Origin of the sequence: Streptomyces flavofungini (assembly GCF_030388665.1) — a bacterium.
Taxonomy (GTDB): Bacteria; Actinomycetota; Actinomycetes; order Streptomycetales; family Streptomycetaceae; genus Streptomyces; species Streptomyces flavofungini_A.
In genome coordinates this window covers 2,498,871-2,515,000 of the sequence record NZ_CP128846.1, presented here as the reverse complement: position 1 = coordinate 2,515,000, position 16,130 = coordinate 2,498,871, and the positions used below count along the sequence as shown (strand labels likewise).

6 protein-coding genes, 1 tRNA gene and 2 rRNA genes (1 of these 9 only partly in view) are annotated in these 16,130 nt (G+C 68.6%); 8 read left to right on the top strand and 1 reads right to left on the bottom strand.

Features of this window, described 5'->3' with window-relative positions; genetic code table 11:
* The 4 genes from QUY26_RS09775 to QUY26_RS09760 form a co-directional block, all read left to right on the top strand.
* A 23S ribosomal RNA gene (locus tag QUY26_RS09775) occupies positions 1-1,380 on the top strand (it extends 1,742 nt beyond the left edge of the window).
* A 94-nt stretch (positions 1,381-1,474) separates the two neighbouring features.
* Positions 1,475-1,591 (top strand): 5S ribosomal RNA (gene rrf, locus QUY26_RS09770).
* Between the two features lie 117 nt (positions 1,592-1,708).
* Positions 1,709-2,368: a DegT/DnrJ/EryC1/StrS family aminotransferase gene (locus QUY26_RS09765; protein ID WP_289955629.1), complete on the top strand. Its 660-nt coding sequence runs from the start codon at positions 1,709-1,711 to the stop codon at positions 2,366-2,368.
* Between the two features lie 107 nt (positions 2,369-2,475).
* A tRNA-Thr gene (locus tag QUY26_RS09760) sits at positions 2,476-2,548 on the top strand.
* Positions 2,549-2,639: 91 nt separating this feature from the next.
* Here QUY26_RS09760 and QUY26_RS09755 read toward each other — a convergent pair.
* A complete protein-coding gene (locus tag QUY26_RS09755) occupies positions 2,640-5,300 on the bottom strand; it encodes a SpoIIE family protein phosphatase (RefSeq protein WP_354670678.1) in 2,661 nt (886 codons plus the stop codon).
* 262 nt (positions 5,301-5,562) lie between these two features.
* On the opposite strand from QUY26_RS09755, the gene QUY26_RS09750 reads away from it, so the two are divergent.
* From QUY26_RS09750 to QUY26_RS09735, 4 genes are all read left to right on the top strand, one after another.
* Positions 5,563-11,097, top strand: coding sequence for a HAMP domain-containing protein (locus tag QUY26_RS09750; RefSeq protein WP_289945073.1), 5,535 nt, complete (start codon positions 5,563-5,565; stop codon positions 11,095-11,097).
* Positions 11,098-11,407: 310 nt separating this feature from the next.
* Complete coding sequence (locus QUY26_RS09745) at positions 11,408-12,085, top strand: response regulator (protein WP_289945071.1); 678 nt, start codon at positions 11,408-11,410, stop codon at positions 12,083-12,085.
* Between the two features lie 131 nt (positions 12,086-12,216).
* Positions 12,217-14,994 carry an FtsK/SpoIIIE family DNA translocase gene (locus QUY26_RS09740; protein ID WP_289945070.1) on the top strand — a complete coding sequence of 926 codons (2,778 nt, stop codon included), beginning with the start codon at positions 12,217-12,219 and terminating at the stop codon, positions 14,992-14,994.
* A gap of 267 nt (positions 14,995-15,261) precedes the next feature.
* Positions 15,262-16,128 (top strand): helix-turn-helix domain-containing protein, encoded by an 867-nt coding sequence (locus QUY26_RS09735; protein ID WP_289945068.1) that lies wholly within the window; start codon positions 15,262-15,264, stop codon positions 16,126-16,128.
* Positions 16,129-16,130: the final 2 nt, after the last annotated feature.

The following is a 16,130-nucleotide window of genomic DNA, read 5'->3' as shown; positions in this document are numbered from 1 at the left end:
GCCGAGCCGATTGTGGTGAAGTGGATGATCCTATGCTGTCGAGAAAAGCCTCTAGCGAGTTTCATGGCGGCCCGTACCCTAAACCGACTCAGGTGGTCAGGTAGAGAATACCGAGGCGTTCGGGTGAACTATGGTTAAGGAACTCGGCAAAATGCCCCCGTAACTTCGGGAGAAGGGGGGCCATTTCTGGTGATGACACTTGCTGTCTGAGCTGGGGGTGGCCGCAGAGACCAGCGAGAAGCGACTGTTTACTAAAAACACAGGTCCGTGCGAAGCCGTAAGGCGATGTATACGGACTGACGCCTGCCCGGTGCTGGAACGTTAAGGGGACCGGTTAGTCACTCTTCGGGGTGGCGAAGCTGAGAACTTAAGCGCCAGTAAACGGCGGTGGTAACTATAACCATCCTAAGGTAGCGAAATTCCTTGTCGGGTAAGTTCCGACCTGCACGAATGGCGTAACGACTTCTCGACTGTCTCAACCATAGGCCCGGTGAAATTGCACTACGAGTAAAGATGCTCGTTTCGCGCAGCAGGACGGAAAGACCCCGGGACCTTTACTACAGTTTGATATTGGTGTTCGGTTCGGCTTGTGTAGGATAGGTGGGAGACTGTGAAGCGGGCACGCCAGTGTTCGTGGAGTCGTCGTTGAAATACCACTCTGGTCGTGCTGGATGTCTAACCTGGGTCCGTGATCCGGATCAGGGACAGTGTCTGATGGGTAGTTTAACTGGGGCGGTTGCCTCCCAAAGGGTAACGGAGGCGCCCAAAGGTTCCCTCAGCCTGGTTGGTAATCAGGTGTTGAGTGTAAGTGCACAAGGGAGCTTGACTGTGAGACTGACGGGTCGAGCAGGGACGAAAGTCGGGACTAGTGATCCGGCGGTGGCTTGTGGAAGCGCCGTCGCTCAACGGATAAAAGGTACCCCGGGGATAACAGGCTGATCTTCCCCAAGAGTCCATATCGACGGGATGGTTTGGCACCTCGATGTCGGCTCGTCGCATCCTGGGGCTGGAGTCGGTCCCAAGGGTTGGGCTGTTCGCCCATTAAAGCGGTACGCGAGCTGGGTTTAGAACGTCGTGAGACAGTTCGGTCCCTATCCGCTGTGCGCGTAGGAGTCTTGAGAAGGGCTGTCCCTAGTACGAGAGGACCGGGACGGACGAACCTCTGGTGTGCCAGTTGTTCTGCCAAGGGCATGGCTGGTTGGCTACGTTCGGAAAGGATAACCGCTGAAAGCATCTAAGCGGGAAGCCTGCTTCGAGATGAGGACTCCCACCCCCATGAGGGGTTAAGGCTCCCAGTAGACGACTGGGTTGATAGGCCAGATATGGAAGCCCTGTGAGGGGTGGAGTTGACTGGTACTAATAGGCCGAGGGCTTGTCCTCAGTTGCTCGCGTCCACTGTGTTGGTTCTGAAACCACGAACAACCCCATGCCATGGTGATGGCGTGGTGCGGTCGTTTGAAAAGTTTCATAGTGTTTCGGTGGTCATAGCGTGAGGGAAACGCCCGGTTACATTCCGAACCCGGAAGCTAAGCCTTATAGCGCCGATGGTACTGCAGGGGGGACCCTGTGGGAGAGTAGGACGCCGCCGAACTAAAATTGATAAAAGAGCTGGTCCCTGAACTTCGGTTCAGGGACCAGCTCTTTTTTGTTGCGCGTTACTCCCCGTTCACGTTGCGCGACCAACATCCGCGACATGGGAACACTTGCGATGCTGCGAGCCGCAGGAGTCGGCAGCGGGGACGAGGTCATCGTCCCCGCCTACGGGAACGCCGAAGTGGCCGAGGCCGCCGTGCTCGCGGGCGCCATGCCCGTGTTCGCGGACATCGACCCCAGGACGTACTGCCTGGACCCCGAGGCGGTCGACGCCGTCGTCACCGCCCGGACAGCCGCCGTGGTCGCCGTACACCGCTTCGGGAACCAGGCGGACATCACCGGGCTCCACGCCGTCGGACAGCGGCACGCACTCCTCGTACTGGAGCACGCCGAGCCGGACGCGTCACGTGACGGGATGGCACAGCGGCAGGCGTACGCCTCGTATCTGAACGGGCGCCTCACCGGAGTGATAACGCCGGCCGGAGGAGCCGCCCACAGCCACCAGTACGTCGTGCGGGTGCCGGGGAACGGGCGGCCGGACCGCGACGCGTTCGCGCGCGCCGTACGGGCCAGGGGAGTTGACTGCCGCGTACCCGTGAAGACGCCGCTGCACCGGACGCCGAAGTACTGGCGGGACGTGGAACTGCCGGAGACCGAGCGGGCCGCCGACGAGACGCTGGCGCTGCCCGTGGACGCCTCGCTGACGCGGCGGGAACTCCAGCGGATCGTGTCGGCGTGCAACGCGCTCGGCGGACTGCTGCAGCCCGCGTTCTGAATCGGGCCACGTTCCTCGGTGCCCGAGGAGACGGCGGTTCTGAGGCGCCCGATGTTCGGGTATGATCTATTCCGTTGCCGCTCGGGAAACCGCGCAGAACGCAACTGGCCCCTATAGCTCAGTCGGTAGAGCGTCTCCATGGTAAGGAGAAGGTCAGCGGTTCGATTCCGCTTGGGGGCTCGGAGATTGAAGGAAGAAGAGAAGGCCACCGTCCCCAGGACGGTGGCCTTCTTGGTCGTGTGCCCCCTCGCGAGGAAGGGGCGCTTGTCGGTCAGTCGTCGAGGCCGGGGACGCGCATCGCCAGGATCGCCATGTCGTCCGACGGGGCGTCCGACGCGAAGCGCTCCACCGCGCGCATGATGCGGGCCGCCACCGCGCCCGCCGTCAGCCCCGTGCACGTCGTCAGGACGTCGGCGAGGCCGTCGTCGCCCAGCATCCGCGTGCCCTCGCGGCGCTCCGTCACGCCGTCCGTGACGCACAGCAGGACGTCCCCGGGATCCAGGGTCACCGTCTGCTCGTACAACTCCAGGTCGTCCATGACGCCGAGCAGGGGCTGCGGCTCCGCGTACGGCTCGACCGTGCCGTCCTGGCGCAGGCGCAGCGGCAGCGGATGGCCCGCGCAGACGATCTTGAGGATCGCCGAGCCGTCCTCCTGGGGCCACAACTCGCCGTACAGGAGCGTCAGGAAGCGGCTGCGGGCTCCCTCGTCGAGGATCGCGGCGTTCAGGCGCTCCAGGACCGCGGGGCCGCCGAAGCCCTCACGGGCGAGGAGACGCAGCGCGTGTCGGGCCAGGCCCGTGACCGCGGCCGCCTCCGGGCCTGTGCCGCAGACGTCGCCGATCGCGAAGCCGTACGCGCCGTCGCGGATCGGGAAGAGGTCGTAGAAGTCACCGCCGACCTCGTTGCCCTCGCCGGCCGCGCGGTAGATGACCTCCACCTCCACGCCCGGGACCTGCGGCAGACCGGGCGGGAGGAGGCTGCGCTGGAGGGACTGGCTGATCGCCATGCGCTCCGAGTACAGGCGGGCGTTGTCCAGGGCCAGGGCGGCACGGCGGGACAGGTCCTCGGCGAGCTCCAGGATCTCCTGGCGGAAGTGCTCGTCGGACGGCTTGCCGAGCACCAGCATGCCGATGACGCGGTTGCGGGCGACCAGGGGCAGGACCACCGTCTCGCCGCCCACCGCGGACGCCGTCGACAAGGTCGTGCCGATGCCCGCGCCGGCCGACATCGGCTCCCCGAGGCCGAGGTTGCGCATCGACGTGCGCAGGGCCGCCTGGTGCGCGGCGTCGGAGGGAGACGTCCAGACGCGGGCGCCCGGAGTCGGGACCGGGTCGGGCGGGGCGACCTTCGCGAGGAGGGCCTTGAGGCCGTCGATGCGATCCTCGTCCTCGTGCAGGACGTACGAGAGGTACGGCTCGGAGGCCTGGTCGGCGATCGTGTAGACGGCGCACCACGTGGCGAGCGTCGGGACGGTCATCTGAGCCATCAGGGCCAGGGTCTGATCGCGGTCCAGGGTGCCCGCGAGCAGGTCGGAGGCCTCCACGAGGAAGGACAGGGAGCCGCGGCGCAGGCGCTCCAGCTCGCCGAGGCGGGCCGACTCGACGGCGAGGGCGATGCGGTCGGCGGCGAACTGCAGGCGCAGGGCCTCTTCGTTCGAGTACCGGTCGGGGGCCTCGGCGGCGACACCGAGGGAGCCCGTGAGGCGGCCCTCGACCTTCAGCGGGACCGTGACGACCGAGCGCATGCCGGTGCTGTTGAGCAGCGGGACGGCGCCCGGGACCAGCGTGAGGTCCTCGTGGACGGCCGGCAGGCGGGCGGAGCCGTACCGGCCGGGGCCCGCCTCCACAGGGACGCGGGCGAAGCGCTGGCGGGCCGACGGCAGGCCCGTGGAGGCACGGACCTCGAGCTCCGTCTCGTCGTCCGTGGCCAGGAGCAGGAAGGCCGCGTCGCCGTCGAGCATGTCGCGGGCGCGCTCGACCGTGCGCTGCAGGAGGCCGTCCAGGTCCTCGGGGGCCGGTGAGCCGATGAAGACCTCGAAGGGGTCGGCGGCGCGCGGCTCGCTCAGGGTGCCGGGCTCGGGGGAGGGGCCGCGCAGCGGGGTCTGCAGGACGGCCCGCTCGTCGTCGCGGACGAGGAGGCATACCGTCGAGGGCTCGCCGTCGGTGTCGCGCACGCGCAGGTGCGAGGCGTAGACGGGGATGACGCGGCCGCCGGAGTCACGGATGCCGTAGCTGCCCTCCCAGCGGGAGAGCTGGAGGGCGTCGGCGATGCCGGTGCTGGTGCCCGGGGTGTGCGGCCAGGCCGCGAAGTCGGTGAGGGGCTTGCCGGTGACCTGCTCGGCGACGTACCCGAAGAGTTCCTCGGCGTCCTCGTTCCAGGCGGAGATGGCGCCCGCGCGGTCGATCTGGACGACGGCGACGCGGACGCGGCCGTCGGTGATCGGGAGGAGGTCGGCCGGGAGCACGGGGCCCGCGGCGCGGGTGCCGACGGGGCGGTCGGGCAGGTTGAGCTGGAACCAGACCTGTTTGTGGGTCGAGGTGTAGTCGACGCCCCAGCGGGTGGCGAGGGCGGCGCAGAGCTGGAGGCCGCGGCCGCCCTCGCGGTCGGGGCTGCCCATGGTCGCGGGGGAGCTCTGGAGAGGGATCTCGCGCTCGGGATAGTGGTCGGAGACCTCGATGCGGACGGCGTCCTCGGTGCGCAGACACAGGACGTCGGCGGCGGTGCCCGCGTGGACGACGGCGTTCGTGACGAGTTCGCTGGTCAGGACGACCGCGTCGTCGACGATGTCGGAGAACCCCCAGCCCTGGAGGGTGTCTCTGACGAACGAGCGGGCCGTCGCGACGGAACGCCCGACGGGTTCGAAAGTCGCAGCCGCGCGCGCGGTGATCACAGAACTCCTCGTCCGTTGTCCCCCGGGAATCTGCAGTCCCATGGTGCGGCCGCCCCTCCGATGCCCGCTGTTATGTGTGCCACCGCCCTGGCCGGGCAGGACCGGGGTGGTTGGACAGCCGGATGCCAGGTTACTTACCTTCGCCGTCCAAGCTGATGCCGGTCGCCAGTGTTTCCGCCCGGAGGGTGTGCGGACGGTGTGCGAAGCTGCCGAACTGTTATGGCCTGGTTCGGCCATGGTGAAACACTGGGCAGGCTTCGGATGGAGCCCCAGCAGTACGGTCGACCCTTGCGGGAGGGACACAGTGGAGTCTGGCGCTGCGACGCGTGCCACAAAGACGCGCGCGAAGGACGGACGGTCCCTGAGCAGTCAGCGCAAGCCGCGGAACGGGACGACGGCCACAGTGGACGCTGCGGCCCTCAACAAGCTGCTCGTCGCCCTGGTGGCGATGCGGGACGGGAACTTCCGCAAGCGCCTGACGGTCTCGGGCGACGACGTGATGTCGGAGATCGCCGCCGTCTTCAACGAGGTCGCCGACCGCAACCTCCACCTCACCGGTGAGCTGTCGCGGGTCCGGCGCACGGTGGGGCGTGAGGGAAAGCTCACAGAGCGGCTGCGGGGCGGGGCCATGGAGGGCTCCTGGGCGGCGGCGATCGACGCGTCGAACGCCCTCGTGGAGGATCTCGTACGGCCTGTCTCCGAGGTCGGCCGGGTGCTGTCCGCGGTCGCGGAGGGCGACCTGGAGCAGCGCATGGAGTTGCGCGCGGAGGCGGACGAGGGCAACGGGCATCCGCTGCGCGGTGAGTTCCTGAAGGTCGGGCGCACCGTCAACAACCTGGTGGACCAGCTGTCCACGTTCACCGACGAGGTCACGCGGGTGGCCAGCGAGGTCGGCACGGAGGGCAAGCTGGGCGGGCAGGCCCGGCTGCGCGGCATGTCCGGTTCGTGGAAGGACCTCACGGACTCGGTCAACACCATGGCGTACCGCCTGACGGCGCAGGTGCGTGACATCGCCCTGGTGACGACGGCGGTCGCCAAGGGCGATCTGTCCCGCAAGGTCACCGTGCATGTGGCCGGCGAGATGCTGGAGCTGAAGAACACCGTCAACACGATGGTGGACCAGCTGTCCTCGTTCTCCTCCGAGGTCACCCGGGTCGCGCGGGAGGTCGGCACGGAGGGCGAGCTCGGCGGGCAGGCGCAGGTGCCGGGTGTCGCGGGCGTGTGGAAGGACCTCACCGACTCGGTGAACCTGATGGCGGGCAACCTGACCGCGCAGGTGCGGGGCATCGCCCAGGTCACGACGGCCGTCGCGAACGGCGACCTGTCGCAGAAGGTGCGGGTGAGCGCGCGCGGCGAGGTGGCCCAGCTCGCCGAGACCATCAACCAGATGACGGAGACGCTGCGGACGTTCGCGGACGAGGTCACGCGCGTCGCCAACGAGGTCGGCGCGGAGGGGCAGCTCGGCGGGCAGGCCAACGTGCCGGGCGCGGCCGGGACGTGGAAGGACCTGACCGACTCCGTCAACACGGTCTTCAGGAACCTGACGACACAGGTGCGGGACATCGCGCAGGTGACGACGGCGGTGGCCAACGGTGACCTCTCCCAGAAGGTCACCGTCGATGTCGCGGGCGAGATGCTGGAGTTGAAGAACACCGTCAACACGATGGTGGACCAGCTGTCGTCGTTCGGTGCCGAAGTGACGCGGGTGGCGCGGGAGGTCGGTGTCGAGGGCGAGCTCGGCGGGCAGGCGCAGGTGCCGGGCGCCGCCGGGACGTGGAAGGACCTCACCGACTCGGTGAACACCGCCTTCCGTAACCTCACCGGGCAGGTGCGCAACATCGCGCAGGTGACGACGGCGGTGGCCAACGGTGACCTCTCCCAGAAGGTCACCGTCGACGTCTCCGGAGAGATGCTCCAGCTGAAGAACACCGTGAACACGATGGTGGACCAGCTGTCGTCGTTCGCCGACCAGGTCACGCGGATGGCGCGGGACGTGGGTACGGAGGGGCGGCTCGGCGGCCAGGCGCGCGTGGACGGCGTCAGCGGTACGTGGAAGGAACTCACCGACTCCGTCAACTTCATGGCGGGGAACCTGACTTCGCAGGTGCGCCAGATCGCCCAGGTGACGACTGCCGTGGCGCGCGGTGACCTGTCGCAGAAGATCGACGTGGACGCCCGCGGCGAGATCCTGGAGCTGAAGAACACCATCAACACGATGGTGGACCAGCTCTCCGCGTTCGCCGACCAGGTGACGCGCGTGGCGCGGGAAGTGGGCACGGAAGGGCGGCTCGGCGGCCAGGCGCAGGTGCCGGGCGTCGCCGGTGTCTGGCGCGACCTGACCGACTCCGTGAACGGCATGGCCGGCAACCTCACGGCTCAGGTGCGCAACATCGCGCAGGTCGCGACGGCGGTGGCGCGCGGTGACCTGTCGCAGAAGATCGACGTGGACGCCCGGGGCGAGATCCTGGAGCTGAAGAACACCCTCAACACGATGGTGGACCAGCTCTCGGCCTTCGCCGAGCAGGTGACGCGGGTGTCCCGCGAGGTGGGTACGGACGGCATCCTCGGCGGTCAGGCCGAGGTGCAGGGCGTGTCGGGTACGTGGAAGGACCTGACGCAGTCCGTGAACGGCATGGCGAACAACCTCACCCTCCAGGTGCGCAACATCGCCGAGGTCACGACGGCCGTCGCCATGGGTGACCTGTCCAAGAAGATCACCGTTGACGCCAAGGGCGAGATCCTCGAGCTCGTCACGACCGTGAACACGATGGTCGACCAGCTGTCGTCGTTCGCGGAGCAGGTCACGCGGGTGGCCCGTGAGGTGGGCACGGAGGGCAAGCTGGGCGGCCAGGCGCGGGTGGTCGGCGTCACCGGCATCTGGAAGGACCTCAGCGACAACGTCAACCTGATGGCCAACAACCTGACCATGCAGGTGCGCAACATCTCGCAGGTCGCCGCGGCCGTCGCCAACGGCGACCTCACGAAGACGGTGACGATCGAGGCGCGCGGCGAGGTCGCGCAGCTCGCGGACACCTTCAACACGATGGTGAAGACGCTGAGTTCGTTCGCCGACCAGGTCACCAAGGTGGCCCGTGAGGTGGGCACGGACGGCATCCTCGGCGGCCAGGCGCGCGTCCCGGGTGTGTCCGGTACGTGGAAGGACCTCACCGAGTCCGTGAACGGGATGGCGTCCAACCTGACCGGGCAGGTGCGCAACATCGCGATGGTCACGACGGCCATCGCCAAGGGCGACCTGACCAAGAAGATCGACATCGACGCGCGCGGCGAGATCCTGGAGCTCAAGACCACCATCAACACGATGGTCGACCAGCTCTCGTCGTTCGCCGAGCAGGTCACCCGGGTCGCCCGTGAGGTGGGCACCGAGGGGCAGCTGGGCGGTCAGGCGCGGGTACGGGACGTCGACGGGACCTGGCGGGACCTGACGGAGTCCGTGAACGAGATGGCCGGGAACCTCACCCGGCAGGTGCGCGCCATCGCGGCCGTCGCCACCGCTGTGACGCGCGGCGACCTCAACCTGAAGATCGACGTGGACGCGGCGGGCGAGATCCAGGTCCTCCAGGACAACATCAACACGATGATCGCGAACCTCCGCGACACCACCCTCGCCAACAAGGAGCAGGACTGGCTCAAGGGCAACCTGGCGCGGATCTCCGGCCTGATGCAGGGTCGCCGCGACCTGGAGGACGTGGCCTCGCTGATCATGAGCGAGCTGACGCCGGTCGTCTCGGCGCAGCACGGCGCGTTCTTCCTGGCCATGCCGACCGACGACGCGAGTGACCTCGGCGGTGACGAGGACGCGTACGAACTGCGCATGCTGGGCAGCTACGGCTATTCGATGGGATCGATGCCGACGTCGTTCCGGCCGGGGGAGACGCTGATCGGCACGGCCGCCAAGGAGCGGCGGACGATTCTCGTGGAGAACGCGCCGTCGGGCTATCTGCGGATCGCCTCCGGGCTCGGCGAGGCGCCCCCGGCGCAGGTCATCGTGTTGCCGGTGCTCTTCGAAGGCAAGGTGCTCGGCGTCATCGAGCTGGCGTCCTTCCAGCCGTTCACGCACATCCAGAAGGACTTCCTCAGCCAGATCGCCGAGATGATCGCGACGAGCGTCAACACCATCAGCGTCAACACGAAGACGGAGATCCTGCTCAAGCAGTCGCAGGAGCTCACCGAGCAACTGCGGGAGCGCTCGGCTGAGTTGGAGAACCGGCAGAAGGCGCTGCAGGAGTCCAACGCCGAGCTGGAGGACAAGGCGGCGCTGCTGGCCCAGCAGAACCGCGACATCGAGGTCAAGAACACCGAGATCGAGGAGGCCCGGCAGGTCCTGGAGGAGCGCGCCGAACAGCTCGCGGTGTCGATGCGCTACAAGTCCGAGTTCCTGGCGAACATGTCGCACGAGCTGCGCACCCCGCTCAACTCGCTGCTCATCCTCGCCAAGCTGCTCGCCGACAACGCCGACGCGAACCTCACGCCCAAGCAGGTGGAGTTCGCCGAGACGATCCACGGCGCGGGCTCGGACCTGCTCCAGCTGATCAATGACATCCTCGACCTGTCGAAGGTCGAGGCGGGCAAGATGGACGTCAGCCCGACGCGCATCGCCCTCGTGCAACTCGTCGACTACGTAGAGGCCACTTTCCGCCCGCTGACCGCGGAGAAGGGGCTCGACTTCTCCGTACGGGTGTCGCCGGAGCTGCCCGCGACGCTGCACACGGACGAACAGCGTCTCCTTCAGGTGCTGCGCAACCTGCTGGCGAACGCGGTGAAGTTCACCGACTCCGGAGCGGTGGAGCTCGTCATCCGGCTCGCCGGCAACGACGTGCCCAACGCCATCCGGGAGCAGCTGCTCGAAGCCGGGTCGCTGCGGGACGCCGACGCCGACCTGATCGCCTTCTCCGTGGCCGACACCGGCATCGGCATCGCGGCCAGCAAGATGCGGGTGATCTTCGAGGCCTTCAAGCAGGCCGACGGCACGACCAGCCGCAAGTACGGCGGCACGGGCCTCGGCCTGTCGATCAGCCGGGAGATCGCGCGGCTGCTCGGCGGTGAGATCCACGCGGCCAGCGAACCGGGGCGCGGCTCCACCTTCACGCTGTATTTGCCGCTGCACCCCAGCGAACTGCCGCCGCAGGGCTACACCCAGCTTCCGCCGCCCGCGGCTCCCGAACTGCCCGCACTGGAGTCCCTGGAGTCTCGGGAGTCCCTGGAGTCTCGGGAGACCGCCGCGGACGCGAACGGGCGCCCGGAGTCCCAGCCGCCCTCCGGCACGCCCCCGCAGGCGGCTCCTGGCCCCGCCGCGCTGTTCCGGCGCCGCCGCCGGGGCGCGCCGCCCGCCGCGGAGCCCGCGCAGGCGGTCCCGGGGCAGCCCGCGGCCGGCGCGGGGTCGCCGGAGCAGTGGCAGGAGAGTGCGGGGCAGGAGGCTCCGGCCGCGCGGGTGCGGATCCAGTTCGGCGGCGAGAAGGTGCTCATCGTCGACGACGACATCCGCAACGTGTTCGCGCTCACCAGCGTCCTGGAGCAGCACGGCCTGGCCGTGCTGTACGCGGAGAACGGCAGGGAGGGCATCGAGGTCCTGGAGCAGCACGACGACGTGACGGTCGTCCTGATGGACATCATGATGCCGGAGATGGACGGCTACGCGACGACGACGGCGATCCGCCGCATGCCCCAGTTCGCCGGTCTGCCGATCATCGCGCTCACGGCGAAGGCCATGAAGGGCGACCGGGAGAAGGCCATCGACTCCGGTGCCTCGGACTACGTGACCAAGCCGGTCGACCCTGATCATCTGTTGTCGGTGATGCACCAGTGGATGCACCGGGAGTGACCCTGGGGCCCGCACCCCGGCCGGGAGCCGGCCGGGGTGCGGCGGGCACGCGGAGCGCGGTCGGTGCGAAGAAGCCGCACCATTACGCGGAGTTGCTGACAGAGTGTGGCCGACGTCGTGTAGAACCACGGTATTCGGGGAACCTTCTGGTCCGCCGCTGCGTTTCTGCTACGTGCACAGTGACATCGCGGTGACAGGGTGTGGCGACAGGCGGGGTGCGGCTACCATGACCGGCACAAGGACGGACGGCGCAAGGGAGCCGTCCCCTGGGGCGGCGCCCGGTGTACCGCCGGGGCGAGGAGGGCGGGCCATGGTGCAGAAGGCCAAGATCCTCCTGGTCGATGACCGGCCGGAGAATCTGCTGGCGCTGGAGGCCATCCTCTCTGCGCTCGATCAGACGCTGGTGCGGGCATCGTCCGGGGAGGAAGCGCTCAAAGCGCTGCTGACGGACGACTTCGCGGTCATTCTGCTGGACGTCCAGATGCCAGGAATGGACGGTTTCGAGACCGCCGCGCACATCAAGCGGCGCGAGCGGACCCGGGACATCCCGATCATCTTCCTCACCGCGATCAACCACGGCCCGCACCACACCTTCCGCGGGTACGCGGCCGGTGCCGTGGACTACATCTCCAAGCCCTTCGACCCGTGGGTGCTGCGCGCCAAGGTCTCGGTGTTCGTCGAGCTGTACATGAAGAACTGCCAACTGCGCGAGCAGGCGGCGCTGCTGCGGCTCCAGCTGGAGGGCGGCGCCAAGGCCGCGGCCGCGGAGGCCAAGGAGCCCGCCGGTCTGCTGGCCGAGCTCTCGGCGCGCCTCGCTGCCGTCGAGGAGCAGGCCGAAGCGCTGTCCAAGCAGCTCGACGACGACTCGGCGGACGCCGCCGCCGTCGCCACTGCAGCCCATCTCGAACGCAAACTCACGGGTTTGCGCAGGGCTCTTGACGCACTGGAGCCGGGTACGGGCAGCGGTGCCGCTTCGGTGCCGTCGTAGAACTGACGCGCGCAGGCCTCGCCCGCCGACTGTGAACACCCGTCAGTTCCCCGCCCCGGCAAGGGCGACACAGACGGGTGAAGCAGTGGGCACACGTGTCCACCGTCGCCTCCCCCGGTAACCTCACACCCATGGCCTCACGTCAGCCCGCAGCCAAGAAGACGCCCGCGAAGAAGGCGGCCGCGCCGACCAAGGCTCCGGCGAAGAAGGCCGCCGCCAAGAAAGCGCCCGCGAAGCCCGCGGCGAAGAAGGCGCCCGCCAAGAAGGCCGCGGCCAAGAAGCCCGCCCCGAAGCCGGCCCCGAGCCCCACCAACGGCCTCTACCGCGTGGTGCGCGCCGTCTGGCTCGGCATCGCGCACGCGGTGGGCGCGATGTTCCGCGGTGTGGGGCGCGGCGCCAAGGGCCTCGACCCGGCACACCGCAAGGACGGCATCGCGCTGCTTCTGCTCGGCCTAGCCCTGATCGTCGCCGCGGGCACCTGGTCCAATCTGCGCGGGCCCGTGGGCGATCTGGTCGAGATACTGGTGACCGGCGCCTTCGGGCGGCTCGACCTGCTGGTGCCGATCCTGCTCGCGGCCATCGCCGTGCGGTTCATCCGGCACCCCGAGAAGATCGACGCCAACGGCCGCATCGTGATCGGCCTGTCCGCCCTCGTCGTCGGCGTGCTCGGCCAGGTGCACATCGCGTGCGGGTCGCCCGCCCGCGACGACGGCATGCAGGCGATAAGGGACGCCGGTGGGCTCATCGGCTGGGGTGTGTCCACGCCCCTGAACAAGGCCATGGGCGAGGTCCTCGCCGTACCGATGCTGGTCCTGCTGACCGTCTTCGGGCTGCTCGTCGTGACCGCCACTCCCGTCAACGCCATCCCGCAGCGACTGCGGCAGCTCGGCGTGCGGCTCGGTGTCGTGGAGGCGCCCGCGGCGGAGAGCGCGTACGGGGACCACGGCGAGTACGCCGACCATTCCGAGTACTCCGACGACGACGAGCGCTACGAAGAGCAGTGGCGCGAGGCCCTGCCCGCGCGGCGCCGCAGGAAGCCCGTGAGCGGCCCGCAGGGGCCCTCGGCCGAGGAGGCGGAGGAAGAGGCCCTGTCGAAGCGGCGCAGGCCGCGTCGCGCGTCCGTGCGCCCCGACCTCGACCGCCCCATGGACGCCGTGGACGTGGCCGCAGCCGCGGCCGCCGCGCTCGACGGCGCCGTCATGCACGGCATGCCGCCCTCGGCCCTGGTCGCCGACCTCACGCAGGGCGTCGCCGTGGACCGCGAGGAGCACGAGCGCTCCGCTCCCGTGCCGCCGGCCCGTGCCACCGATGCCCCCGTCCCGGGCCGTAAGACGCCCCAGCCCGCCGCGGGCACCGGCGTCCCCGACCTGACCAAGGCCACCCCCGACGAGCCCCGTGACCTGCCTGCGCGCGCGGAGCAACTGCAGCTCTCCGGAGACATCACCTACTCGCTGCCCTCGCTCGACCTCCTGGAGCGCGGCGGCCCCGGCAAGGCCCGCAGCGCCGCGAACGACGCGGTGGTGGACTCCCTCACGAACGTCTTCAGTGAGTTCAAGGTCGACGCCGACGTCACCGGCTTCACGCGCGGCCCGACGGTCACGCGCTACGAGATCGAGCTCGGCCCCGCCGTGAAGGTCGAGAAGATCACGGCCCTGGCCAAGAACATCGCGTACGCCGTGGCCTCCCCGGACGTGCGGATCATCTCGCCCATCCCCGGCAAGTCCGCGGTCGGCATCGAGATCCCCAACACCGACCGCGAGATGGTCAACGTCGGTGACGTCCTGCGCCTCGCGGACGCCGCCGAGGACGACCACCCGATGCTGGTGGCGCTCGGCAAGGACGTCGAGGGCGGCTACGTGATGGCCAACATGGCCAAGATGCCGCACATCCTGGTAGCCGGAGCCACCGGTTCCGGCAAGTCGTCGTGCATCAACTGCCTGATCACTTCGATCATGATAAGAGCGACGCCCGAGGACGTCCGGATGGTCCTCGTCGACCCCAAGCGCGTCGAGCTCACCGCGTACGAGGGCATCCCGCACCTGATCACGCCGATCATCACCAACCCCAAGCGGGCGGCCGAGGCGCTGCAGTGGGTCGTCCGCGAGATGGACCTGCGCTACGACGACCTCGCCGCGTACGGATTCCGGCACATCGACGACTTCAACGAGGCCGTGCGCGCGGGCAAGGTCAACGCCCCCGAGGGCAGCGAGCGGGAGCTGCAGCCGTACCCGTACCTGCTGGTCATCGTGGACGAGCTGGCCGACCTGATGATGGTCGCGCCGCGTGACGTCGAGGACTCGATCGTGCGCATCACGCAGCTCGCGCGCGCCGCGGGCATCCATCTGGTGCTCGCCACGCAGCGGCCCTCCGTGGACGTCGTGACCGGCCTGATCAAGGCAAACGTTCCCTCACGGCTCGCCTTCGCCACCTCCTCGCTCGCCGACAGCCGCGTCATCCTCGACCAGCCCGGTGCCGAGAAGCTGATCGGCAAGGGCGACGGCCTGTTCCTGCCCATGGGCGCGAACAAGCCGACCCGCATGCAGGGCGCCTTCGTCACCGAGGACGAGATCCACGCGGTCGTCCAGCACTGCAAGGACCAGATGGCGCCGGTCTTCCGGGACGACGTCACCGTGTCCACCAAGCAGAAGAAGGAGATCGACGAGGACATCGGCGACGACCTGGACCTGCTGTGCCAGGCGGCCGAGCTGGTCGTCTCCACCCAGTTCGGGTCCACGTCGATGCTCCAGCGCAAGCTGCGCGTCGGCTTCGCCAAGGCGGGCCGTCTGATGGACCTCATGGAGTCGCGGAACATCGTCGGACCGAGCGAAGGCTCAAAGGCACGTGACGTTCTTGTGAAACCCGATGAGCTTGACGGAGTGCTCGCCGTGATCCGCGGGGAGGCTCCCTGAACGAGTCGGTTCGCTCGTACGGAGCCGGTTCGACGCGAGGGAGTCGCGTTCACCCGTACGGGGACGTGCTCACCCGTTCGAGAATGGAAGCAACCGTTTCTCTTCGGCTCACGTCAAGTTGAGGGGAAGAACAGCACCATGTCCCACCATCAGGATGTCCGGCCATTCTGATGGCGTACAAAGTCCGTCCGCCCGGTTGCCCCACCCTTTCTCGGCCCCCCTAGACTGAATGTCCGGCAGGTGGCTACACGCTCGAAAGGCGCACCCGTGTCCATCGGCAACTCCCCTGAAGACGACCACCCTTCAGACGACCGCCCCGTAGAGGACAGCCCCGCGGCCGAACGCCCCGCGGAAGAGCGTCCCTCGATCGGTCACGTCCTTCGGCAGGCACGCGTGGACGCGGGACTGACCGTCGACGAGATCAGCACGACCACCCGGGTGCGCATCCCGATCGTGCACGCGATCGAACAGGACGACTTCTCCCGCTGCGGCGGCGACGTGTACGCCCGCGGGCACATCCGGACGCTGGCACGCGCCGTCGGCATCGACCCCGCCCCGCTCGTCGCGCAGTACGACGTGGGCCACGGCGGCAGGCCGCCCGCGCCCACCCCGGCCGCGCCGCTGTTCGAGGCCGAGCGGATCCGCTCCGAGCCGCGCCGCCCGAACTGGACCGCGGCCATGGTCGCCGCCATCGTCGCGGTGATCGCCTTCGTCGGGTACACCGCCTTCAGCGGCGGCGAGGACGGCGACGAGGGCCAGCAGATCGCCGAGGGCTCCACGCCCAGCAAGCCCGAGGCCCCGAAGCCGAGCGCCAGCAAGCCCGCCGACCCCAAGCCCGACCCCTCGGACAGCGCCGTCGCCGGGGTGCCCAGGGACAAGGTGACCGTCAAGGTCGACGCCGCCGACGGCCGCAGCTGGATCTCCGTGAAGGACCACAACGGCCGGCAGCTGTTCGACGGCCTGCTCAAGCAGGGCCAGACCAAGACCTTCCAGGACAAGCAGAAGATCGACCTCGTGCTCGGTGACGCCGGCGCGATCAAGCTGTTCGTGAACGGCAAGCCGGTCGACAACGAATTCGAACCGGGCCAGGTCGAGCGCCTGACGTACACGAAGGGTGACCCGGAAGTCGGCTGACC